This is a genomic window from Paenibacillus sp. Leaf72 (assembly GCF_001422685.1).
Lineage (GTDB): Bacteria > Bacillota > Bacilli > Paenibacillales > Paenibacillaceae > Pristimantibacillus.
On record NZ_LMLV01000001.1, the window covers coordinates 1,019,204 to 1,041,576 of the forward strand.

The 22,373-nt window shown below is 48.0% G+C and carries 23 protein-coding genes and 1 tRNA gene; 9 read left to right on the plus strand and 15 right to left on the minus strand.

Annotated features, from left to right (window positions below):
• Positions 1 to 41 precede the first annotated feature (41 nt).
• Genes ASF12_RS04500 through ASF12_RS04520 form a run of 5 tightly spaced genes read right to left on the minus strand, consistent with a single transcriptional unit; the run spans position 42 to position 6,693 of the window.
• Positions 42 to 1,445 carry an amino acid permease gene (locus tag ASF12_RS04500; RefSeq protein WP_056030097.1) on the minus strand — a complete coding sequence of 468 codons (1,404 nt, stop codon included), beginning with the start codon at positions 1,443 to 1,445 and terminating at the stop codon, positions 42 to 44.
• 1 nt (position 1,446) lies between these two features.
• Positions 1,447 to 2,877, minus strand: a complete 1,431-nt coding sequence (aspA, locus tag ASF12_RS04505) for an aspartate ammonia-lyase (RefSeq protein ID WP_056030100.1) — start codon at positions 2,875 to 2,877, stop codon at positions 1,447 to 1,449.
• 48 nt (positions 2,878 to 2,925) lie between these two features.
• On the minus strand, positions 2,926 to 4,371 hold the full coding sequence (locus tag ASF12_RS04510) for an aldehyde dehydrogenase family protein (protein WP_081418607.1): 1,446 nt from the start codon (positions 4,369 to 4,371) through the stop codon (positions 2,926 to 2,928).
• A gap of 45 nt (positions 4,372 to 4,416) precedes the next feature.
• Positions 4,417 to 5,457 carry a homoserine dehydrogenase gene (locus ASF12_RS04515; RefSeq protein ID WP_056030103.1) on the minus strand — a complete coding sequence of 347 codons (1,041 nt, stop codon included), beginning with the start codon at positions 5,455 to 5,457 and terminating at the stop codon, positions 4,417 to 4,419.
• 12 nt (positions 5,458 to 5,469) lie between these two features.
• Entirely contained in the window at positions 5,470 to 6,693 is a 1,224-nt protein-coding gene (locus ASF12_RS04520; protein ID WP_056030106.1) for a cystathionine gamma-synthase family protein, read from the minus strand.
• Between the two features lie 336 nt (positions 6,694 to 7,029).
• Between ASF12_RS04520 and ASF12_RS04525 the strand changes: the two genes are divergently transcribed.
• The 3 genes from ASF12_RS04525 to ASF12_RS04535 all read left to right on the plus strand — a co-directional run bounded on the left by ASF12_RS04525 (position 7,030) and on the right by ASF12_RS04535 (position 9,321).
• The gene (locus ASF12_RS04525; RefSeq protein ID WP_056030109.1) at positions 7,030 to 7,677 is read left to right on the plus strand and encodes a GntR family transcriptional regulator; all 648 of its coding nucleotides are present in this window, start codon (positions 7,030 to 7,032) and stop codon (positions 7,675 to 7,677) included.
• A gap of 252 nt (positions 7,678 to 7,929) precedes the next feature.
• Complete coding sequence (locus tag ASF12_RS04530; protein WP_056030112.1) at positions 7,930 to 8,805, plus strand: LysR family transcriptional regulator; 876 nt, start codon at positions 7,930 to 7,932, stop codon at positions 8,803 to 8,805.
• Positions 8,806 to 8,859: 54 nt separating this feature from the next.
• On the plus strand, positions 8,860 to 9,321 hold the full coding sequence (locus tag ASF12_RS04535) for an Lrp/AsnC family transcriptional regulator (protein ID WP_056030116.1): 462 nt from the start codon (positions 8,860 to 8,862) through the stop codon (positions 9,319 to 9,321).
• A gap of 6 nt (positions 9,322 to 9,327) precedes the next feature.
• Here ASF12_RS04535 and ASF12_RS04540 read toward each other — a convergent pair whose 3' ends face one another.
• A complete protein-coding gene (locus ASF12_RS04540) occupies positions 9,328 to 10,539 on the minus strand; it encodes an MFS transporter (RefSeq protein ID WP_056030119.1) in 1,212 nt (403 codons plus the stop codon).
• A gap of 377 nt (positions 10,540 to 10,916) precedes the next feature.
• Between ASF12_RS04540 and ASF12_RS04545 the strand changes: the two genes are divergently transcribed.
• Positions 10,917 to 11,651 carry an EcsC family protein gene (locus ASF12_RS04545; RefSeq protein WP_056030122.1) on the plus strand — a complete coding sequence of 245 codons (735 nt, stop codon included), beginning with the start codon at positions 10,917 to 10,919 and terminating at the stop codon, positions 11,649 to 11,651.
• 208 nt (positions 11,652 to 11,859) lie between these two features.
• Here the strand turns inward: ASF12_RS04545 and ASF12_RS04550 are convergent, their stop codons facing one another.
• The 6 genes from ASF12_RS04550 to ASF12_RS04575 form a co-directional block, all read right to left on the minus strand.
• On the minus strand, positions 11,860 to 12,066 hold the full coding sequence (locus tag ASF12_RS04550) for a helix-turn-helix domain-containing protein (protein ID WP_056030125.1): 207 nt from the start codon (positions 12,064 to 12,066) through the stop codon (positions 11,860 to 11,862).
• 10 nt (positions 12,067 to 12,076) lie between these two features.
• On the minus strand, positions 12,077 to 12,559 hold the full coding sequence (locus ASF12_RS04555) for a DUF2975 domain-containing protein (protein WP_056030128.1): 483 nt from the start codon (positions 12,557 to 12,559) through the stop codon (positions 12,077 to 12,079).
• Between the two features lie 176 nt (positions 12,560 to 12,735).
• Positions 12,736 to 13,203 (minus strand): DMT family transporter, encoded by a 468-nt coding sequence (locus ASF12_RS04560; protein ID WP_056030131.1) that lies wholly within the window; start codon positions 13,201 to 13,203, stop codon positions 12,736 to 12,738.
• Positions 13,203 to 13,928, minus strand: coding sequence for a Crp/Fnr family transcriptional regulator (locus ASF12_RS04565; protein ID WP_056030134.1), 726 nt, complete (start codon positions 13,926 to 13,928; stop codon positions 13,203 to 13,205). The genes ASF12_RS04560 and ASF12_RS04565 overlap by 1 nt, the downstream gene beginning before the upstream one ends.
• A gap of 37 nt (positions 13,929 to 13,965) precedes the next feature.
• Positions 13,966 to 14,391, minus strand: coding sequence for a DMT family transporter (locus tag ASF12_RS04570; protein ID WP_056030137.1), 426 nt, complete (start codon positions 14,389 to 14,391; stop codon positions 13,966 to 13,968).
• Between the two features lie 119 nt (positions 14,392 to 14,510).
• Entirely contained in the window at positions 14,511 to 15,695 is a 1,185-nt protein-coding gene (locus ASF12_RS04575) for an NAD(P)/FAD-dependent oxidoreductase (RefSeq protein WP_056030139.1), read from the minus strand.
• Between the two features lie 228 nt (positions 15,696 to 15,923).
• Here ASF12_RS04575 and ASF12_RS04580 point away from each other — a divergent pair.
• Together ASF12_RS04580 and ASF12_RS34215 are read left to right on the plus strand one after the other, a co-directional pair.
• Positions 15,924 to 15,994: transfer RNA gene (locus ASF12_RS04580), tRNA-Ala, on the plus strand.
• 77 nt (positions 15,995 to 16,071) lie between these two features.
• Positions 16,072 to 16,215 (plus strand): hypothetical protein, encoded by a 144-nt coding sequence (locus ASF12_RS34215; RefSeq protein ID WP_155972772.1) that lies wholly within the window; start codon positions 16,072 to 16,074, stop codon positions 16,213 to 16,215.
• Positions 16,216 to 16,308: 93 nt separating this feature from the next.
• On the opposite strand, the gene ASF12_RS04585 is transcribed toward ASF12_RS34215, so the two are convergent.
• Both ASF12_RS04585 and ASF12_RS04590 read right to left on the minus strand, forming a co-directional pair.
• Positions 16,309 to 18,627 (minus strand): ABC transporter permease, encoded by a 2,319-nt coding sequence (locus ASF12_RS04585; protein WP_056030141.1) that lies wholly within the window; start codon positions 18,625 to 18,627, stop codon positions 16,309 to 16,311.
• 2 nt (positions 18,628 to 18,629) lie between these two features.
• Positions 18,630 to 19,334: an ABC transporter ATP-binding protein gene (locus ASF12_RS04590; RefSeq protein ID WP_056030144.1), complete on the minus strand. Its 705-nt coding sequence runs from the start codon at positions 19,332 to 19,334 to the stop codon at positions 18,630 to 18,632.
• Positions 19,335 to 19,569: 235 nt separating this feature from the next.
• Here ASF12_RS04590 and ASF12_RS04595 point away from each other — a divergent pair, with 235 nt between their 5' ends.
• The 3 genes from ASF12_RS04595 to ASF12_RS04605 are packed head-to-tail and all read left to right on the plus strand — an operon-like array spanning position 19,570 to position 21,518.
• Positions 19,570 to 19,956, plus strand: coding sequence for a GntR family transcriptional regulator (locus tag ASF12_RS04595; RefSeq protein ID WP_056030147.1), 387 nt, complete (start codon positions 19,570 to 19,572; stop codon positions 19,954 to 19,956).
• Between the two features lie 7 nt (positions 19,957 to 19,963).
• A complete protein-coding gene (locus ASF12_RS04600) occupies positions 19,964 to 20,833 on the plus strand; it encodes an ATP-binding cassette domain-containing protein (protein ID WP_056030152.1) in 870 nt (289 codons plus the stop codon).
• A 1-nt stretch (position 20,834) separates the two neighbouring features.
• Complete coding sequence (locus tag ASF12_RS04605; protein ID WP_056030154.1) at positions 20,835 to 21,518, plus strand: hypothetical protein; 684 nt, start codon at positions 20,835 to 20,837, stop codon at positions 21,516 to 21,518.
• A 179-nt stretch (positions 21,519 to 21,697) separates the two neighbouring features.
• Here the strand turns inward: ASF12_RS04605 and ASF12_RS04610 are convergent, their stop codons facing one another.
• A complete protein-coding gene (locus ASF12_RS04610) occupies positions 21,698 to 22,369 on the minus strand; it encodes a TetR/AcrR family transcriptional regulator (protein WP_056030157.1) in 672 nt (223 codons plus the stop codon).
• Between the last annotated feature and the right edge of the window lie 4 nt (positions 22,370 to 22,373).

Here is a 22,373-nt window from a genome sequence, read left to right on the forward strand (position 1 = left end):
TGAAATCGGCCATTCCAACCGATCCCAAAGAGCTGCTCCATTTATTGCGCAGGCGGCGTCGCCGCTGATTTTTTGTTTTTCAAATAATAAATAAGGTAACACATGACGACGAAAGGAACTCCGCAATACAAAGCGATGCGCTGAGCAGGATCGAAATACAATCCTATGCAGGACGTCAGACAGAGCAGGAACGCCGCAATGGGCACATAAGGGTACAGCGGAGTCCGATATTTCAAATCCTGAAGCCTGCCGCCCTCCCTAAGAAACTGCCTGCGGAACATAAATTGCGAAGCAACGATGCCCATCCATACGGCTACGACGGCGAACCCGGAGATGGCGATCAGAACGACGTAGACGGTATCAGGAGCAATCACACTGGAGAGCAGGGACAGGCAGGAAACCAGCATGCTGATGATCAGCGCATTCAACGGTACGCCACTCGATGTCACTTTCCCAAGCCACGGGCTGATCATTTTTTCCTGGGAAAGCGCCCAAAGCATCCGCGTCGAAGCATACAGTCCCGAATTGCCCACCGACAGCAAAGCGGTCAAAATGACAAAGTTCATAATGTCGGCCGCATACGGAATGCCGATCTTGTCAAATACGAGAACGAATGGACTCTCGATAACTCCCGCTTCCTTCCACGGGATAAGCCCGGCCAGCACGATAATCGCGCCGACGAAGAAGATCATCGTCCGCCAAACGACTGTGCGGATGGAGCGCGGAATGCTGACGTCCGGATTTTCCGTCTCCCCTGCGGTCACGCCGATCAGCTCGGTGCCGGAGAAAGCGAAATTGACGGATATCATGACGAATAATACCGGCAGGAAGCCGTTTGGAAATAACCCGCCCTGATTCAACAGGTTAGAGAACATCGGCGCCGAGGCGTTGCCTTCCATCGGAATGAGCCCAAACATGGCCGCTCCGCCAAGCCCAATGAAAAGGATAATAACAATGACCTTAAAGCCGGCAACCCAAAACTCGGATTCTGCAAAAAATTTCACGGATAAAGCATTTAAAGCAAACAGTAAAACGGCGAATATCGCACTCCAAATCCAAACCGAGATATCAGGGAACCATCGCTGCATCAGCAGACCCGCCGCCGTAAACTCCGATCCGACCGTCACGACCCACGTCAGCCAATAAAGCCAGCCGATAGTAAAACCCGTAGCAGGCCCGATAAATTTGGTCGCATAAGCCGGGAATGAACCTGTAACCGGCATCGCCACGCTCAATTCGCCCAGACAAAGCATCACTAGATACATAATCAGCGCGCCGACCAAGTAAGCAAGCACGGCCCCTCCCGGTCCGGCCAGGTTCAACGTATAGCCTGTGCTTAGAAAAAGTCCCGTTCCGATGACGCCGCCAAGTGAAATCATGAAAATATGCCGGCTTTTCATTGATCTTTTCAATGTGTGCTGCTCGTTCTCGCCAATTTTGCTCATCCTATTTCGCTCCCTTGTCGAAGTTTTCGAGATACTCAAGGCCCGCAATTCCAGGGGTTGTCATTTCAAAGGGATTTAATATAACATCTAGCTCTTCGGGGGTCAAAAGATTTCTTTCCAGACATATTTCCTTGATCGTTTGTCCGGAATGAAGCGCTTCCTTTACTAGCCTGGCAGCGGTTTCATAACCGAGATGAGGATTCAGCGCCGTCATGACGCCGAAGCTACGTTCCACGTGCAATCTGCAGGTTTCCTCATTCGCCTGAATGCCTTCCACGGCCTCGCGCAGGAAAACGTTGAGCCCGTTGCGCAAGATGAGTAAGGATTGGAGCAAATTATGGGCCAAGACCGGCCCCATCACATTCAGCTCAAGCTGGCCCGCTTCTGCAGCCAAGCAAATCGTATGATCGTTGCCGATCACCTGAAAGGCGATCTGGTTGACCATTTCCGCCATGACCGGATTAACCTTGCCCGGCATAATCGACGAGCCGGGCTGCTTGGGAGGGAATTGAATCTCTCCCAGTCCGGCTCGAGGTCCCGAAGCCATAAGCCTGAGATCATTGCAAATTTTAGACAGATTTACCGCCATAATTTTAAGCGCCGCAGAGAGCGCCGTAAAGGCGTCCGTATTTTGAGTTGCGTCCACCAAATCATCCGCCGCGGTTAAAGGAAGTCCTGTCTGCTCAATCAAATTCCGCACGGCCAGCTCGCTGTACTTCAGATTGGCGTTGAGCCCCGTGCCGACGGCTGTCGCGCCCAGATTAACCGTCAGCAATCCGGCTGCCGCCGCGGTAATTCTTGCAAGGTCCCTGCCGATTACGCGGGAATAGGCGCCGAACTCTTGTCCCATCCGGATCGGAACCGCATCCTGCAAATGGGTGCGTCCCATTTTCAGAACATCGTCAAACTCCTCCGCTTTCCGCGCAAACCCCGCTTCGAGAGCCGCAACAGCGGCCAGCAGCGGTTCGGCGAGCCGGTAAGCGGCGATGCGGATCGCCGTCGGAACCGTATCGTTCGTCGATTGGGACATGTTGACGTGATTGTTCGGCGAGCAGTGGAAGTAATCGCCTTTCCGCTTGCCGAGCCACTCCAGCGCCCGATTGGCCAGCACTTCATTCATATTCATATTGATGGAAGTGCCCGCCCCGCCCTGGATGGCATCGACGATAAAATGCGCCGACAGCTTGCCCGCAGCCGCCTCCTCCGCAGCCTGCACAATCGCGGAACCGATCGTTTTCGGCAGCATGCCGGTTTCCATATTGGCCAAAGCCGAGGCCTTCTTGATCTCGGCCAAAGCCGTCATCAAATGCGGGCTGACCGGGGTTCCGGTAACCGGGAAATTTTCGGTGGCCCGTAGAGTCTGGATGCCGTAGTAGGCTTCGGCGGGCACCGCCTTTTCACCGAGAAAATCATGTTCGATACGCACTGACATGTGGATCTCTCCCCGAAGTCATCTTGGTGGAATACACGTTCGTTTCATTTATTTCGCCATCTGAAAGCAGACCACTTTCGGCTCGGTCATCTCGTGAAGCGCGAAGGCAACGCCCTCCCGGCCAAGTCCGGAGCCTTTAACGCCACCGAAAGGCATGGCGTCAATGCGGTAATCCGAGCTGTCGTTGACCATCACGCCGCCAACGTCAAGCTTGTGAACGGCGGTAAAGGCATGCTCCAGATTTGCCGTGAAAATTCCTGCCTGCAGCCCGAAATCGACGCCGTTGGATTCGCGTATTGCCGTATCCAAATCAGGCACGCTGAAAATCGTCACGACGGGACCGAACACTTCCTCTTTCACGACTTTGCACGTCTTCGGAACGTTGGCCATAACCGTCGGCTCCACGAATGCACCGCGGCGCTGGCCGCCGCACAGCAGTTCTCCGCCCTGCTCTACCGCTTCCCGAATCCAGCTCTCCACGCGCTTCGCTTCTCTTTCGTTGATCATCGGGCCCATGTCCGTGTCCTCTTCCAACTTGCTGCCCATGCGGTACAGCTTCGTTCTGGCGACGAATTGGGCGACAAAGGATGCGTACACCGCCTCCTGCACGTAAATGCGCTGCACGCCCAGGCAATTTTGGCCCGCCGCCCAGAATGCGCCGGATACGGTCGCTTCGACCGCGTCGCTAATATTCGCGTCGTTCAATACGATTGCCGGGGAGTTGGAGCCGAGCTCCATGCCCATTTTTTTTAGTCCGCCCTTTTGCATGATCGCTTTGCCTGTCGTCAGCCCCCCGGTAAACGAAATCATTCTGACATCGGGATGCGTCACCAGAGCATCGCCGATTTCGCTGGCATTGCCCGTTACGACCGATAAAATTTTGGCAGGCAGACCCGCCTGATCAAAAGCTTCCGCCAGCATCAGCGCGCTAAGCGGAGTCGCAGGCGCAGGCTTTACAATAATGGCGTTGCCTGCGGCGATTGCCGGGCCGACCTTGTGCGCAACCAGGTTCAGCGGATCGTTGAAGGGCGTAATCGCCCCGATGATGCCAATCGGAAAACGGTAGTAGTAGCCGAAACGTTTTTCACTGCCCGGCATCTGGTCGAACGCGATCGTCTCGCCATGCAGCCGTCTGGCCTCCTCCGCGCTGATGCGCAGCGTCTCCACGCATCTTCTGACTTCCTTCCGCGCTTCTTTGATCGTTTTGCTGCCTTCGCGGGCAATCGTCTTCGCGTAGTCTTCCTTATGCGCGTCCACCCAGTCGGCTGCGCGGTTCAGAATGGCGATCCGCTCATGCGTCGGCAGCTCCGAGCTCAGCCGGAACCCTTCCTTCGCCTGTTCGATGGCATACAGCATGTCCGCCGTCGAGGCAGCGGGCACGGTCGCGATCAGGCTATCGTCCTGCGGATCGCGGACTTCCATCAAGTTCTCGCGCAGCACCCATTGTCCGGCCAAATACATCTTGCTTTTCTTTTCCATAGTTTCCATAGTCATTGTTTACACCTCATCCTGGTTGTTTAATTTCTATGATTGCAGAAGCTACAGTTGATTGCGGTGAATGTTGATCAGATCAATCAAAATCGAAAAGCCTGTTTCCTTGCGTCCGGCTCCGGCGCCCATCAGCGTGATCGGCCCGGCCAAATCGCAATCGTACGTAACGGCATTCAATGCGCCGCCGACGCCCGCCAGCGGATCGCTAAGCGGAATCGCCTCCGGCCCTACCTTGGCGATGACCTCCTCGCCGTCGCGCCAGCAGCGTGCGATCAGCTTCCAGCGCTTGCCTTCCTGTTTGGCGCGCTCCATATCTTCCCGGGTCAGCTTGCTAATCCCTTCGCAGGCAACGTCCTCCCTTTCCAGAGGCACATTCATCACGATATTGCTCAAAATCGTAATCTTGTACTGCGCGTCATAGCCTTCGACATCGCTGGTCGGGTCCGCTTCCGCATAGCCTAGTCCTTGCGCCTCGGCAAGCGCGTCCGCATAGCTCATGCCCTCTTCCATCCGGGTCAGCATATAATTAGTCGTCCCGTTCAAAATGCCCTTGATCTCGTTGATCCGATTGCCCGAAAGCGCGGTGATTGGCATGCGGAGCGCAGGCGTTCCGCTCATGACCGTTCCTTCGTACCCCCAGCGAACGCCGTTTCTGCGAGCAAGCTCCGACAGCTCCTGATAAGCAAGCGCGACCGGGCCTTTATTGCTCATCACGACATTTTTCTTGCATTTGAATGCGGCGCGGCAGTGATCGATTGCCGGCTGGCCCGTCTTCACATCGGTAAAAGTCAGCTCTACAATCGTATCGGCATTCGTTTCCTGAATCGTCTTGAAACTGTCCCAGCCGCGGTTTAGCCCCGGCTCTTCGGGGTAGGCGTCGAGCCTGCCCGTTTCTTTTACAGCCCGCAGCGCTTCCACGATATTCAAGCCGTCCGGATGATACAAAGAGCCTTTCATCATGTCCGAGATCGCGACAATTTTCGCCTGAAACCCGGTATCGCTGTGCAATGCCTTGCTTTTCTCTTCCAATATTTCCGCCAGCCCCTGGCCTACGACACCAAAGCCAAGCAGTGCAATTTTGAGTTCCATATCGATCTCTCCTTATAGGTTATGGATGCTTAAAGGCATCTGCGATTCTACATAGGCTAGCGCTTGCGACAAGTCGGCGATCAAATCCTCCGTATCCTCGATGCCGACAGAGATGCGCAGCAGGCCTTCGGAAATGCCCAGCGCCTGGCGCTCTTCTAGCGTGCATTCGACATGGCTGGTCGTTCTCGCCGGTCCGTAAATCGTTTCGACGGCGCCAAGATTGCCTGCCCGGTTCGCATACTGGAGCCGCGGCAGCAGCAGCTTGATCGTTTCCATTTCCCCTTTGAGCACAACGCTCAAAATGCCGCCAAAGCCGTTCATCTGCTTTTTTGCAATATCATGATGCGGATGTGTCTCCAGACCAGGATAGTTGACGGACTCGACAAGCGGATGTTTTTGCAAAAAGCGGGCGATCTCCATGGCGCTTTGCGCCTGCTGGCGGACGCGGAGCTTAAGCGTTTTCATCCCCCGCAAAATCAGATAAGCCGCCCACGGATCGAGGTTCGCCCCGTGAATTTCCCGGTAGTGGTACACCTTCTCCATCAAAGCTGCGGACCCGCACACGACGCCTCCGAGCACATCGGCATGGCCGCTTAAAAATTTGGTGGCACTGTGAATGACGAGATCGACGCCGAGCTTCAGCGGATTTTGATTGATCGGCGTTGCGAACGTATTATCGACCATCACCAGCGCGCCGACGGCTTTCGCCGCTTTGGCCAAACGTTCGATATCGGTAATTTTCAGCGTCGGATTCGTCGGCGACTCCAGGTAAAGCACGCTGCAGCCCTTGGCAATCTCGCGCTCGATCTCCTCATGATCACCGGTATTGCACAGCACTGTTTCTACATGAATTTGCGGCAAAAATTCCGTGAAAATTTTGTTCGTTCCGCCGTAAGTGTCCTTGACGGAGACGACGCGGTCGCCAGGCCGCAAAAACGTATAAAGCGCGCTGCTGATCGCCGCCATGCCGGACGAAAAAGCGATAGCCTCTTCCGCCTCTTCCAGAAGCCGCACCTTTTCTTCCATCGCCCGGACGGTCGGGTTCGACATCCGGTTGTAGGTATATCCCGGTTTGTTCCCCAGCGCCACTTCCTGCCATTCGTCAACGTCGCTATAGTCGTAAGCTACGCTGAGCACGACGGGAACCTGAGTGGATCCGAATACTCGGAAATCCTTCTCCCCGCCCCATACCGCTTTTGTGCCTATTCGCGCATTGTTATCGATGTGTTCACGCATTGCTTTCTCACCCTTTGCTATTGTTCATAGATTCTAGGAAAACTTTGCTTGCACCATTATAAATTGTATATTGTATACAACATATGGCGCGATTGCTCCTTTTGACAACGGTATGAATGCCTCCTGATCAATTTTGTATTTTGTATACAATATACAATATCCTTGTTTATGTTTCTGATCATATCATGCATTCTTTTGAAAATCAACAAATTTATGAAGCGCTTTCAAAATGGCCTCGCAGCTTGATCAAACCCTATGACAATGGTACTATGAATCATAGATTTCCCTGCAGATACTGGAAACCGCATTTTTCATTCGTCCTAAAGGAGCGCTACAATGACCATCAAAAAGTACCAGTCTTTAAAAGATCATGTGTACAATTATATAGCAGAAAAAATTCAAAACGGCTCTTTGCTGCCTAATCAGAAATTGAACGAAGCCTCCATTTGCCAAACGCTGGGGGTCAGCCGTACTCCTGTCCGGGAAGCATTGATTCAGCTGGCCTCGGAAAATTTGCTGGAAAATTTGCCCCGCCGAGGCTTCATCGTCAAAGAGCTGGATACGAAAAAGAAGCTGGATGTTTTTCAGGTCGTCGGGGTGCTGGATGCGCTTGCCGCCACTTTATCCGTTTCACATTTAGACGAAGACGATATCGCAACGATGGAGCGGCTGGTTGAAAAAATCGACTTGGCGATCCAGCAGCAAAACTATACCGATTACCAGCATTGGCAGAACGATTTCCATAATGTTTACTTATTGAAATGCAACAACAGCACCTTAACTGAAATATTGAAATCGCTGCAAAACAGCTTTATCCGGCAAATTTACTTAAGCGAGGACAAGCAGCGGCTGTTTTCGGTATTGTCGCAAATGAATGAGGAGCATAAGCAGATTATTCAGCTTTTCAAAGAAAGAGATTCTGCAAAGCTGGACGAGTTTATTAAAACCGTGCATTGGAAAATTGATTACCTCGATATGATATAAACGGCTAAAACCAGTAGACGAGACGCTTGTCCGTGTACTGGTTTTTTCGTTTTCCTTCGGGCTGCGGGTCGCAGTACCGTTTTAGCCCTTTACGCTGGCGATTCGCGAGGAAGATGTTTTCATCATGCTCGTCATCAATTGGATGTCCCTATTGTACGCCTCCCCGTTTATTTATATAATTGAATAAAATAATAACCTAATTCAGTTTTACCGAATGAGATTATTAGCTATTTATATAAGGAGCTGTTCAGCATGGATTTGAAGGAATTAACGACGTTTCAAACGATTGTTCAAGAAGGAAACTTTTCTAAAGCCGCCCTCAAGCTGCATTATGCCCAGTCTACCGTCACTAATCAGGTTCAGCGGCTGGAGAAAGCGCTTGGCATTCAGCTGTTCAAACGGGGCTGGGATGCCGAGCTTACGGCCTCCGGGCAATTGTTCGCCGCCGAGGTAGACAAGCTAATTGGACATTGGCATTATGTAGCGGAGCAGGCGAAGGCTTTGCAGGAAGAAGAAATCGGGACGGTCAGCGTAGGCGCGTTAGAATCGCTCGCAAAGCAGGTACTGCCTGCTTCACTCCGGCGCTTCCAGGCGCAAAAGCCTCGTGTTTCCTGCCATTTTGTTATAGGCAATACCGACACGCTGTCGCGTGCAGTGCTGCAAGGCGGGCTCGACTTTGCCATTTGCGGGGAGCCTGCTGATTCGACTTCCTTTCGCTTTGAGCCCTTGTTCGAGGAAAAAATCGCCTTTGTTGCAGCGAATGACCATCCCCTAGCGAAAAGGGACGGCATAGATTTTGCTGAGCTGCTTGCTTATCCTTTGCTAATTGGGGGAAGTACATGCCTTTATTATTTGCGATTATCCAAGCAGTTTTCACGCTATGACGAATCCCCCCTCCTGCATACGGTCAGCCAAATTTCTGCAATTCCAGCATTTATCCAGCAGACAGCCGCTATAGGCGTTGTTCTTGCTTCGACAGAGCTGGCGCCAAATCTGGTTGCCCTTGATGTAAAGCTCAAGGATGCCTCCATTCCCATCGGCTTGCTGCAGCTGCGCAATGAGAGTTATGCGGCGACCTCCAAGCATCAATTGATGCAATATATCAAAGAGGAGCTGTCACTTGCTTAAAGTAAGCTTATAGGTTTATGATAGTCATACAAATGGCTAAAGGAGGCATTTTTCGTGGATCATGTGGACAAACAAATTTTATTCCATTTGCAAAATCAAGCGAGAATTTCCATGACGGACCTTGGCAAAAGTGTGGGCCTGTCCCAACCGGCTGTAACGGAAAGAGTCAGACGGCTGGAGGAAAAAGGCGTTATCGAGGAATACCGCACGATCATTTCCCCAGAAAAAATCGGCAAGCCCTCCATCGCCTATATGCTGTTTCAGACGCGGGATTGCCATGCCTTTCTTGATTTTGTCCATACCTCTCCCGATGTCATGGAGTGCCACCGCATCAGCGGCCAGCACAATTACTTATTGAAAGTGATGACCGACTCTACCCGATCCCTTGAAGAATTCGGCAATCAATGCGATAAATATGGGACGTATACGATTTTGATCGTCATGTCGTCCCCCATTGATCATAAGCTTCTAATCCCTGTTCTTGCGGAAGCACAGTACCTCACGGATTTAGGCTGATGCTACTCAGCCTCTATTCGAACGGAAACCATGCTCCTTGGCAAGCCAGGCGATGAGCAGAGCGATGATTACCAGCAAGGAAAGTACCCATGGGAAAGAAATAACACCCAGCGTTTCAAGCAAAAGCGCACCGATTAATCCACCCCCGCCAATCGCCAAATTCCAGGCCGTCACCAGCATGGATTGCGCCACATCTGCATGATCGCCAGCGGCTTCGGCCACCGCTGTCTGCAGCAGCGTCGCTGCCCCGCCAAATGTCAGCCCCCACAATGCAATGGCTATATAAATGATCATCGACTCGCTGCTGCCTATTCCCAGCAGAATAGAGGCGACGGCGAAACCCGCGAGGCTTATTAAAACCATAGTCCGCAGCATACAGTCAATCAACAGGCCAATAAGTATGATGCCCGCAACCGATGCCATTCCAAAAACTAGTAAAACAACATCAACGCGCTCCACAAGCCCGACCATAGCCAAATAGGGCGCTATATACGTATAAAGAATGTTATGTGCAAGCATCCAAGCCAGAACGACGGCTAAAACGGGCCTTACTCCCGGAATTGTCATTACGTTGTAGAGGGAACGTTTCTTGGCAGAAGGTTGTCCTGCAAAGTCGGGCATCTTCCACATCATCCACAAGATGAGCAGCATAGCAAGCAGCGACATGATTCCAAAAACAAACCGCCAGCCCGCAAATACACCAAGAAAAGTACCCGCCGGAACTCCCAGTGCAAGCGCAATTGGCGCCCCAAGCATCGCTACCGCCATGGCGCGGCCCTTCAGAGCATCAGGCACCATGCGGCGAGCATAGCCAGCTGACATGCCCCATAATATGCCAGAGCTTACACCCGCCATAAAACGGGCAATCAAGGTCAGCCCATAACTGGAGGAAAACGCCGTTACGCTGTTGAACAGCAAAAAGCCGAACATACATAGCAGAAGCAGAGGCCGTCTACGCCAATTGTTTGTAGCCGCGGTCAAAGGAATGGCTGTCAATAATGTTCCCAGCGCGTACGCGGTGACCAGTTGGCCGGCAAGCGACTCTGAAATATGGAGTCCCCGTCCGATTTGCGGCAGCAAACCTGCGGGAATCGTCTCGGTCAGAATACAAATAAATCCTGCCATAGCAAGCGCTAATAATGCGGCCCATGGCAAACGATCAGTAGCTGGGGTACTCGCTGCCGCTCGGCGGGCAGAAGTAAGTTGATGCTTGTTCAATGTAAAAACACTCCCTTAATAATAGGTTCACTCGTCAGCAAAGCCATCCATCGTTTTGCTGATTTAAGTTTACATATTTAAGAGCTTGATTTACATGCAATGAACAAGGCATACTTGTTATTTTTCAAAGGAATTGCATTTAATTGCCCTTCTCTGCCGTTAATTTAAAAGCGTATCCTCATCCAGCTCTTAATAAAATCGCCGTAATGCCCATTAATGCAAATTTTGCTGGAGCTAGGCGAAATCAAGGAGAAGCTTGTGCTTAGAATTCAACGCGCCCACGACTTTGGTCGGGTGCCGCCACCTGCCGCAGTCTGTTCCCAATCGCGGCGTTCTCCGATACAATATAGCCACATATGTTGGAGGAGCGATTGAAAATGGATTACGAACAGAAAGTGCACAACGAAATTGCCGCTTGGGAGCGCCAGTTGTTCAAGCCGCCCGGTTGGTTGGAGAGAACATCGAAGACGATTGGCAAGCGAATCAACGACTTGATTCCACCCAAGGTGCACAACGTCATGACGGCCACCATAAAATCCATCGTGCGGACAGCGCTGTTCGGTGCGGAATATACGCCTCAGCGACCGGTGCAGCGGACTCTTTCTCTAGAACATGCCGATCAAGAAGCGCAACGCTTGTTTTCCTTATACCAAAAAATCGCGACTGCCGAAGGCGCAGGCACTGGGGCGGGCGGCATTGTGCTTAACGTCGTGGACTTCCCTGCGTTAATCGCAATTAAGATGAAATTTTTGTTTGAATTGGCTCATAACTACGGGTATGACACGAAGGATTTTTCCGAGCGCGTTTTCATTCTTAAGGTGTTCCAAATGGCGTTCTCCGGTCCCGAACAGCGCGCCAAGCTGCTGGTCTCGATTAAGTGTTGGGATATTGAAAAGGAGCAGTGCTTCACGGATACCGATTACTCCAAAAACATGGACTGGGAGACGTTCCAGAAGGAATACCGCGACTCCATCGACTTTCGAAAAATGCTGCAGATGGTGCCGGGGATTGGAGCGGTGGCAGGCGCTTGGGCGAATTATACCATTCTCGAGGAGCTAGGCGAAGCCGCCATGAACGCCTATCGGTTGCGCAGATTGAGCGAGGGCCAATAAAGCATGTTGATTGATTGTCAGCATCGCAGCCAAGCCATTTGACTGGCTGCAATGCTGCTCCTTGATTGTTCAACTCATGTGTCTCGCTAGAGAAGTGGGGCTGTATTACACTATTCCAATATATCGACTATATCGATGTAGCCTTCTGCTGCATTCACGCGAATTCGCTGCCCATCCTTTATGAATTTGGTAGCATTTTCGCCCCCTACTAATCGCTTTTATATTCTAAAATATCGCCAGGCTGACATTCTAAAGCTTTACAAATGGCCTCTAAAGTCGATATCCGAATCGCTTTTGCCTTTCCATTTTTCAGGATAGAAAGGTTAGCCATCGTTATTCCAACCCTCTCCGAAAGCTCTGTTACGCTCATTTTCCTCTTCGCCAGCATTACATCAATATTAATGATTATCGCCATTTCATTCACCTCAGACCGTCAAATCATTTTCTGATTTTATATCAATAGCCTCTTGCAAAAGCCTCTGGAGAACTGCAGCAAACACAGCAATCACCAATGAGGCAAAAATGATGACCAGTCCGATTCCCATGAAGCCTGGGGGATCAACTTTCTGCGCGATCAGATAGAAGAATGGCATGCCTGCCACATACAGGCAGCTGATTAGGATTGCACAAAATTTTATGTTCTTTAAAACACGTACAGATAATTCCGAGAAAGCTTTATTGTGGTCAATATAGCTTAAAAGTTTTAAAGCTTGAAACAGTGCAAAGTAAAAAGGGATCGCTGCTGCATATAAATCGATGAAAAAGAGATATTTCAAATAAGCATGATCTGGATATGACTCTGCTATAAAATTCGCAATTTCTGGCACCAAAAATACGCATAAAGCAAGAACTGGAATGCCCATAAAAATAACCGCTGCCTTTAAAAAGAGTGTTGTTCCTCGTTCCATAAAAAGCCCCTCGCTTAGCATTAAATTTAATTCGACTCTAACATAATATTTATCGTTTTACAATAAAAATTCCATCCTATTTAATATACTTTTGTTGTTTTAAAGGATTCCATTTTCAAACTAAAAAGAGCATTCCTCTTTGCAGAGAAACGCTCTTTCAATCCTATTGCAGGAGGCTAAGCCGCCTCCGTCACTTTCTGACGTTCACGCTTACCACCAAATTTCAATACAAAAATGCCGCCGATAATGACCAATACGCCCAGAAGCTTGTTGACCGAAAACGGAACCTGCTCCAGCCCCATCCAGCCAAGCGAATCCCATAATAGGGCAAATAAAACCTCCGACGTCATGACAATGGCAATCGCGATCGTCGGGCTAAGCCGCTTCATCGCCTGCACGAGGCTCATAACTACACCTACCCCGATCAAACCGCTGAACCAAAACCATGGCTGCATCCCCTGCCAAGCAAACAGCTGCTTCCCTTCCAAAATAAAGCCAATCGTGAGCGAGGCTAGAAACCCGAGCCCCAATACGAGTGTCGTCGTCGCCCACGTCCCTGCCCGCTCATTTACCTTGCTGTTAAAAATCGCCTGTATGCTGACGAGCGCGCCCGCCATTAGCGAAAACAATATGCCTGTCATCATTAGCCCTGCTCTCCCTTCTGATCCGTTAAAGTATAATTGTGATGATTGGCCCGTTTGCTTAACGCTTCCTTATTTTTAATGACAATCCATTGCTTCGTTCGCTCGACGAGGCCTTCCTCGCAAAACTGCCGAATGACCCGGTTCAGGTGCCGATAGCTTGTGCCAATCAAATTAGCGACATCCTTCAAATTGTCCGTGCTGAGCTCCCCTTTAAATTGCTCATCGGATTCGTCGTAGGAAACCGACAGCAAATAGCTCGCCAGACGTACATCCACAGGCTGCATGACATTCAAGCTCATGGAATTGGATTTAAAATAAAACTTCCGCGTAATTTTCTCCAATAAAAATCGCAGCAGCGGCGCATAATCCCTTCCATGCTTATCCAGCCAGCGATGCTGAACCCCAATCATTATTACGGGAGATACAGCCTCCACTGTATTGAGAAACTCCGTGCCGCGAATATATTCCACATCGCCAATGACCTCAAGGGGCGTCTTAAAGGAAATAATGAGCGTCTTTCCCTCCGGCGAGTTCGTATATACTTTAATTTTCCCCTTCACGAGCACAAACATATGCTGGGGCGTCTCTCCTTGGCCGCAAATGAGCTCCTCCTGTTCAAAGCTGTACAAGTTCAAATAAGGAAGCAGCGGCTCATTGAACACCGCCTCCAGCTGATGCAGCTGCAAATATTGACCCAGCAGCTCGCGATCTTTAATTTCAATCATTTCCCCACTTCTTTCATGGCTTAGTTCGCCTTCGGCATCAGCCCTTTAATAAAAACACGCCGCTAATCATCATGCCAATGCCAATCAATTGCGACACCGTTATCCTTTGCTTCTTCAAGCCGAAAAAGCCATTCGTCTCTATTATAACCGTCATGCCGAGCTGGGCAATCAGCAGCATCGATACCATGAGCGTGACGCCGATCTGTTGAATAGCTGTTACATTGCTGAAAATAATAATAGCTGCAAAAGAGCCGCCTGCCAAATAGATAGGCTTCACCTGCTGAAATTCCCGCCATTTTCCGGCACCTACGCTCATCAAAATAATAAAAGCCACGATAAAGCCAGTAAATTGGGTAAGTGTTGCGGCCTGCCACGTTCCGATGCTTTCGCTTATTCGGGTATTGGCTATTCCCTGCAGCGTAATACATGCCCCTCCTAATATCGCAAACAAGATCCCTTTCATGAGTGCTCTCCCCGTCCTCTTCGTTTCCTTAATTAAACGGCAGAACACCGCATATTGGAAAGGACATATGTCCTGAGCAAGAAAAAGAGCAGCTTTATGAAAGGATACATGTGCTTGACTTACTTAATGGAGCTGGCTATATTCCATGTAAATTGTTTAATTCGATACGCCATTTTACCAGTAATCATGATATCCATTCCCCATTTGTGCACCCATGTTAATCCTTTTTCCGGCCCTAGTCCGATGCTGAAGCTATCCATATAGCCGGTATGCCGAGGAGCAGTTCTTCCTTCAAGATCAGCTGCTATCACTTTGCCAAGCCTTACCGCTTGCGGAATAGCCTCCTTGCAGGTCATCCCATCTGAACGGCCCGTATCCGGATCGATTACTTTCGCACAATCTCCTATGCTGTATATGCCGCTGGCAGCCTTAACCCGATAGCTTGCATCAATGTTTACAAACCCGTCCTCTGTTGTCGGCAAGCCCAGCTGTCTTAAAACTGGGTTTGGCATAAGGCCTAATGTCCAAACGCATAAGCCAACAGGCAGTTCTTCTCCACTGGCCAAAAGCAAGCGCCCGCCTGCCGCTGACAGCACTCGGCTTCCATGAACGACTGCTACTCCGTTATTCGTTAACAGCTGCTCCAGTTTCGAGGCCACTTTGCCTGGTCCATTCAAAAATAATCTTTCGTGTGCATTAAACAAGCGAATGTGTACTTGATGCGGATTTAATCCCAGCTGCTCCACATCTGCCCGCACATAATGGGCTAATTCAGCGGCCGTTTCAATGCCGCTTATGCCAGCTCCCGCTACAGCAATCGTCATAAGGCGCTCTCGTTCGGCCGGATTGGCTTCAATTGCGGCCCGCTGTAAATTAGCACGCCATGCTGTCCGAATGTTCACCGCATGTTCCAGCGTAGCAAGCGGAAATCCGCCTTTTTCCTCGTCGAGCTGGCGGATGATACTGCCAATAGCTACTACAAGCACATCGTAGCTTAGCTGCTGCTCCTCCCCATTTGCATTCCGCAGCAGCAGTTGTTTCTCTGCCTTCTTAATTTCAGTAACCGTTGCCTCAACAAGCTCAACACCTTCAGGAAACATTTGGGCAAGTGGTATACAAATATTTTCGTCTGTTACCGCTGGCTTAAATAGGATAACCTTACGCAAGTGATAGCTATTTTTGTCAATTAATACGAATCGGATAGACTGGCTTCTTTTAATGTTAATTAAATTTTTGCGTAACTCCTTCATCGCATGAATACCCGCATATCCCGCTCCAATGACGACACAGGTCAACGTTTCCATTACAACCACTCCCTTTATGTTCGTTTGCTTATTTGCATGTATAACGACAAGAGAGTTTTTTTTGTGACACAGATCCGTTTTGTAGGTCTGGGCTTTTTTGCTATATTTTTATTTCCAACTACCTTGCGCGGAGTGACTGTTCTATGTATAATAATAAAAGTGTCACTCGGGGCCTTAGCTCAGCTGGTAGCATGTTATGCTGGCAGTAATGGGGTCAAAATTGCAAACGGGGCTATAGTTTAGGGGGAAAATAGGTCGCTGGCAGCGATCAGTCCGCGGTTCGATTCCGCGTAGCTCCATATATCTTAAACACAAACGGCAGAAATGCCGTTTTTTTTGCGTTTATTTTGTTCTATTCATGAAAGAAGGGAAAAAAATGAATAAAGAGACAGCCGAAAAAAAGCTGTTCTATTTGGACGGCATTAGGGGACTTGCAGCATTGGCCGTAGTAATTTCGCACTGCGTTAAATGGATGACCGCAACAAAGATTAGGACATCCCATGATGGATTTACGATGTAGACGAAACCAATCCCATAGGCTCCATACAAAAAACGTCACCACTTATCGCGGTGGCGTTTTTTTGTATGGAATGCTAACAGCGCACCCGCTGCACTATTCGATACTTTTCAAGGATTCAATCATATTGATTCGTGACACTTTTCTTCGAAGCAGCAAGCTCGAAAAAATCGTGAGCCCGAATGCAAGAATAACAGATTTCAGCATGACGAACAAACTTATTTGATCCGGGATTTGCTGATGAGTGCTGGAAAGCCCCATGACAACGAGGTCATACATATAGCCACTGATTGGTAACGCTACAAGTACCGCAAAGGCGGTGAGGATGATGTTTTCAAAGAAAATTAACCGGTTTATTTTATGCTTGGGATAGCCTAATACCTTTAGGGTGGCCATCTCACGGTTTCGTTCATAAATGTTTATGGAAGATATCGTATAAATGGCGCCAAAAGAAAGAACGACGGCACTAATGATAAACATGATAAACATAAAACTATTTTGCTTCAAAATAAATTCAGCCGATTTCTTAAGATCATTTTTATCTTCAAATGCATCTACCTGCTGAGTTTGTTCAAAAAATTGGCGAATGCTTGTAAGGCTCGTGGAGCTGGTTTCCACTAATAGCGAGGTTGGCTTGTAGGCGATGCCAAGGCTCTCGAGATAAGCTGTCGTGCAATAAAAGGAAGGATTTGCATACTGGTTGGTTATTTTTACAACCTTCATATCGACTGTTTTATTGGCAAACGCTGACTCGGTGAGCTTGAGTTGAATGGTATCGCCTTCCGCAATCTTATAGTGGTCGGCATACGATTTGGGTACCAGCACACCATTGTCTTCCAAAGCGATTCGATTGTCATCTTCATCGAAGAAAGTAATGAGATTGTTTTCTTTTTCCGTTACCACTAACGTAGCATTTTCGTTATCGCCCTTTATGAATTTTACTGGAAAGGTGGATAGACCATAACTGCTTTTAACGCTGGAGGGCAGTTGCAAAGTATCCAGGGCTGCTCCTTTCTTGAAATCGACTTTTAAATCATAGGTATTCACCTCAGCAACCTGGTCAGCTACCTTTTGCAAGGAAGTTTGAGTACCGAAAGCAGTAATCAATAAAACCGTGCTCACCACTACACCAATGGAGCTCGCTAACGCTTTTTGTTTATTTAAAAATATATTTCTTAAAATGAGCTTGTAGCTGTAGGGAATACGACCCCAAATCCTCGGAATTCGTTCGATGAGCAGCTTTTTCATTTTTAGGGGCGGTTTTGGGCGCATTGCCTGGGCTGCACATTCTCGAAGTATGGCTTTGCTGCTCAAATAACTGGCCAGCATTCCAAATGCACTCGAAAACAGGATAGGTGGAATTACAGAGAAGAAGGAAAGCGAGAATGTAATGTCAGGCAGCGAGTAGGAATTTGCATTTGACGCCCTTACTAATGGAATAAATACATTAGCGGCAATGACGCAACCAAGAATGGAGCCTATGATCCCTACCAGTATCGGGTATCCCATATAATGAAGCATGATGTTTCTGTTTTTTATACCTAATGCCTTCATGATACCTACTTGGTTTCGTTGAGAATCAATAATTCGCGACATAGTGAGGAATAGGATAATCGCTTCAATTATAAAGAGAACCAACGGAATAACACTGCTCATCAATTGATTGTTTTTGATCGTTTGTTGGAGTTGAGAATAATTGAATGATCGCTCTTTACTCATATGTTCGACATAGGAGAGAGACTTGGATTTTGCTTCAATGGCTTGACCCAACCGGTCAATGTTGAAGCCTTCTTCAGCATCAACCAAGATCTCATTATAGTACAAGCTGTCTGTGAGTCGTAGTATTCCCGCTTCAGCCACATACGCAAATCCATTTGCTTTATGATCTTGGATTTCGTTCTTTTTGGCATATTCCACGTTCTCGCCCAAGCCGCTAATGGTGAATATCACATTTTTGTCCTTCACATTTAAATTTAGCTGCTCTCCGATTCGGTACTGATGCTCTTTAGCATAATGGGAATCTAGCAAGATTTCATTGTTATGCGACGGAATCCTGCCCTCAATCATCAAAGGTGTATTGATTTTATTGTTTACAGGGATAGAATGGACCTTTAAGGTCGCTTTCGTATTTTCAAAAGCTTGCGTCGCATTGAAGCTGTACCGTCCTTCGATTTTGTTTATACCTTGGATTTTGCTTAATTCCGCCAAGTCCTGACTTGTAATGTGGTTGTAATAGACATTCAGGTCGCTTAAATTATGCTCTTTAAAATAAGCCTTCGTATAATGATTAAGATTATTGCTTAACGTAATCAGTCCCGCATAGAAAAAAGCGCCCACTGCAATTACCAACACAAAGGCGAAAAATTGCCCGATCGATTGTTTGATGTCCCTTAATGACTTTTTAAATAACTTCATCCTTACCACTCGATCCCTTCAACGCTTTGTTTGTTATGATTCACCGTAATGCTTTCGATCCTTCCGCTTTTCACCTGAATGATTTTATCCGCCATTGGAGCAATCGCCGTGTTATGTGTGACCAACACAACACATTTCTTCGTTTCCTTGTTCAAATCTTGAAGCAGTTTTAAGACGGCCTTCCCTGTAACGTAATCCAAAGCTCCAGTCGGTTCATCACAGAGTAGAAGCAACGGATTTTTAGCGACCGCTCTCGCTATCGCAACGCGCTGCTGTTCCCCGCCAGAGAGCTGGGAAGGAAAATTTCGTATGCGGTCCCTTAGTCCAACCTTATATAAAATGTCTTTGGCATCGAGATGGTTTTGACATACTTCCGTGGCAAATTCAACATTCTCCAGCGCATTTAAATTCGGAATCAAATTATAAAATTGAAATACAAAGCCAACATTTTCACCGCGATATTCAGTTAATTTTCTTTCGCTCAACCTTGTAATTTCTTCATTGCCAACAAACACTTGACCTGAAGTAGCGTTATCCATACCGCCAAGGATATTCAGAATCGTGCTTTTACCGGCGCCGCTAGCACCAAGAACAACGACAAATTCACCCGCATTTATGGAAAAGTCAACACCATTAAGAGCCTTGATAGGCACTTCGCCTATTTTGTATTCTTTCGTTACCTTTTTGAATTCGATTAAAGCTCCCATATTTACAGCTCCCCATATCGTATTGGATTATACTTTCCAAATACTCTATTGGCCAGGTCAGGCCCTAGGTATATTGGTATGTTACTAATGTAGTATACTATAATACCGGATTGGATAACTGTCAATAACCGGAGCTGTTGTAAAAAAAGTTGCCCGTTGTTTTCTCCTGCGTTTGTTTGTTGACAATTGTTTGTACATAAGATATGGTTTGCTACTAGATGGGAAACAAACTACGATGCTGAGTGGTGAGGCAATGAACGTCACTTTCGACGATAAGCAACCAATATATCAACAGGTAGCTGATATAATTGAAGACGATATTCTGAACGGAACCTTTCGAGTTGACGAGCAAATTCTTTCCGTGGCTCAGTTTTCTCAGCTGTTTCAAATTAATCCAGCGACCGTAGTCAAGGGGATTAGCCTGCTCGTAAATGAAGGTGTTTTGTACAAAAAAAGAGGGCTTGGCATGTATGTCTCAACGGATGCGAGACAGAAGATTCAGAATCGGCGAAGAGAGCGTTTCTATAAGGAAATGTTGTCCAATCTGCTGATCGAAGCCGACAAACTCGAGCTGACAACCGGCGATATCGTAGACATGATCAAGCAGTTGAGAAAGGATTGAACGCATCGTGAGCATCGTATTGAGTTGCGACAAATTAATTAAAAAATACGGTCGAACTTACGCCTTACGGAATCTGGATCTACAGCTGGAAGAGAACGTCATTTATGGCTTGCTCGGGCGAAACGGCGCTGGCAAATCGACGTTGCTTAACTTAATCGCAGGCGGAATCCTGCCGAATGACGGCACAATTGAGGTAAGAGGAAAAAAGCTGGGCAGGGGAGAACTTCCGAAAGATTTCTGTTTCGTACCGGAGAATAACAAACGCTTCGGAGGAGCGCGAGTGATCGAAATTTTGCAGTTTGCTGCGAGTTTTCATCCCAATTGGAATTGGACATTAGCTCATAAGCTGCTCCAAACGTTTCGGCTTGATCCGGACAAAAAAATCAGACAGCTATCAAGAGGCGCGGGTTCACTCGTAGGAAACACCATTGGTCTGGCCAGCCGGGCACCATTGACATTATTCGACGAGCCAGTGCTCGGACTTGATTTTTTGATGCGTGAAAAGTTTTACAAAGAGTTAATGGAAGATTACGCAAATTACCCTCGAACGATTTTACTGTCTACGCATTTAATTGACGAAATCGTCCCTGTCGCAGAAAAAGTTTATATCATTGAAGATGGCTCCATTCTGCTTCATGATGATTTGGATCAAATACGAATGGCGGCTTTTTCTATTCGGGGAAATTCGGAAGCAGTGAAATCGTTCACAGCCGGGAAACGCGTACTGTATACGGAATCCTATGGCCACGGCACACTTGCCGCTATTTATGAACCGTTGAACGATAAGGACATGCAGCAGGCCCTCATGATGGACATTTCGATTGAAAATATGTCGCTTCAAAGGTTTTTCTCGTATTTGATCGAAGGAGGTCACTAAAGTGGGGGCATTGACCGTTCATCTAAAGGCAACCTATTTGCAAATGAGGATTTACATCTGGTTTATCATTATTTTAACTGTGCTTGGCAGACTGGCGGAGTTTATTGTTAACCTTCTTGTTAACAATAGTGGAGGTACTATCCTTTCGGCTGGCAACATGCTGATTCTCATTTTGCTTCTTTTGGCTATCGTGCTGCCACTCAGTTATTACAAACGCATCGTACAATTAGGAGCAAGCCGAAAGCAATATTTTTGGGGACTTCAATTCGTCTTTGCTGTCTGGGCAGCAGTGCTCGCTTTGCTTAATTCTTTGTGGACTCATGTTGAAGTAAATGTGCTCCAGGATCACGAGAGCACGGTTGGTCTTATAGAAGCATTTCATTGGGATGATTTTGGCTTGGCAGGTTCTTTTCTCTACCAAACCGTTTTTTATTTGATGGCGATGGCGCTGCTAAGTATGCTGATCTCCGGTTACTACCGCTTTACCGGCTGGCTGCTATGGGCTCTGATCGCTGCGGCGATCCCGGTTGGAACGTCGATTCCATCGCTGCGCGTTCATGTCGTCTCTTTTTTCAAAGCCCTATTATTCAATGGCTCGTTATTGGCGGGCGTTGGATTTAATCTTATTCTTTTCCTCACTTTCGTGGCAGGCGGCTGGCTTTTTACGAGGGGAAGAACGCACTGAATCATAACAAGTCCCGCTTCGAATTAGAAGAGACATTGAAGAGGCATATCCCCTCCCTAGACTGCATATAAAAGAAACGCCACCAACGTCATCATACAACGTTGGTGGCATTTCTTTTATATGGAATGCCTTGGAGCGAACCCCCGGGGTTTATTCCACGCGCACGGAGCGCCACTCCCCTATTGCCTCGACAGCTTTTGAACCATCTGATTCAAAAACAAATCCATCTCCGAACTATTTTCTAAGTTTACGAATTCAGATTTTATGATTTGGTGTCTCATCACTTTGTAATAATCGGATAATGCCTGCTTCAGCGATAAATGATGGAGCATCAGCAGCTTGGGATCAATCATTTTCCTAAGCATCGTGTCCATTTGAATAAGGAGAATAACGGAATTCAGACGCTGAAACACATCATTTTCCATCCCCCTGTCAAAAAACTCCCTCACCTGTTCATTGCGCAGCTCAACCTCATTTGAAAGCCTGTCATATAAGTGTGGATACAGGCTGCTTAACTCCTGCAAGAAAATATCAGACAAGTAAGCCGCTATAAGCAAAGACTGCTGGAACACTTTATCAAAGGATTTGACATAGGACAAATGATCGGTCAAGGTCCAGTCCTGCACCATGTCCGAAATATATGCCACGTAGCGACCTACAACCGCTTCAATGATCTCATCCTTGGAAGCAAAATATTTATACATGGTCGCCTTGCTAATATCCATATATTTAGCTGCATCATCCATCTTCAGCGAGGAAAATCCGTTTTTTTGCAGCACGGGTATAATCTTTATAATTAGCTTTTGGATCGTTTTATTTCTCTTCTCCAATGAAGGGGATTTCGTATCCATGGGG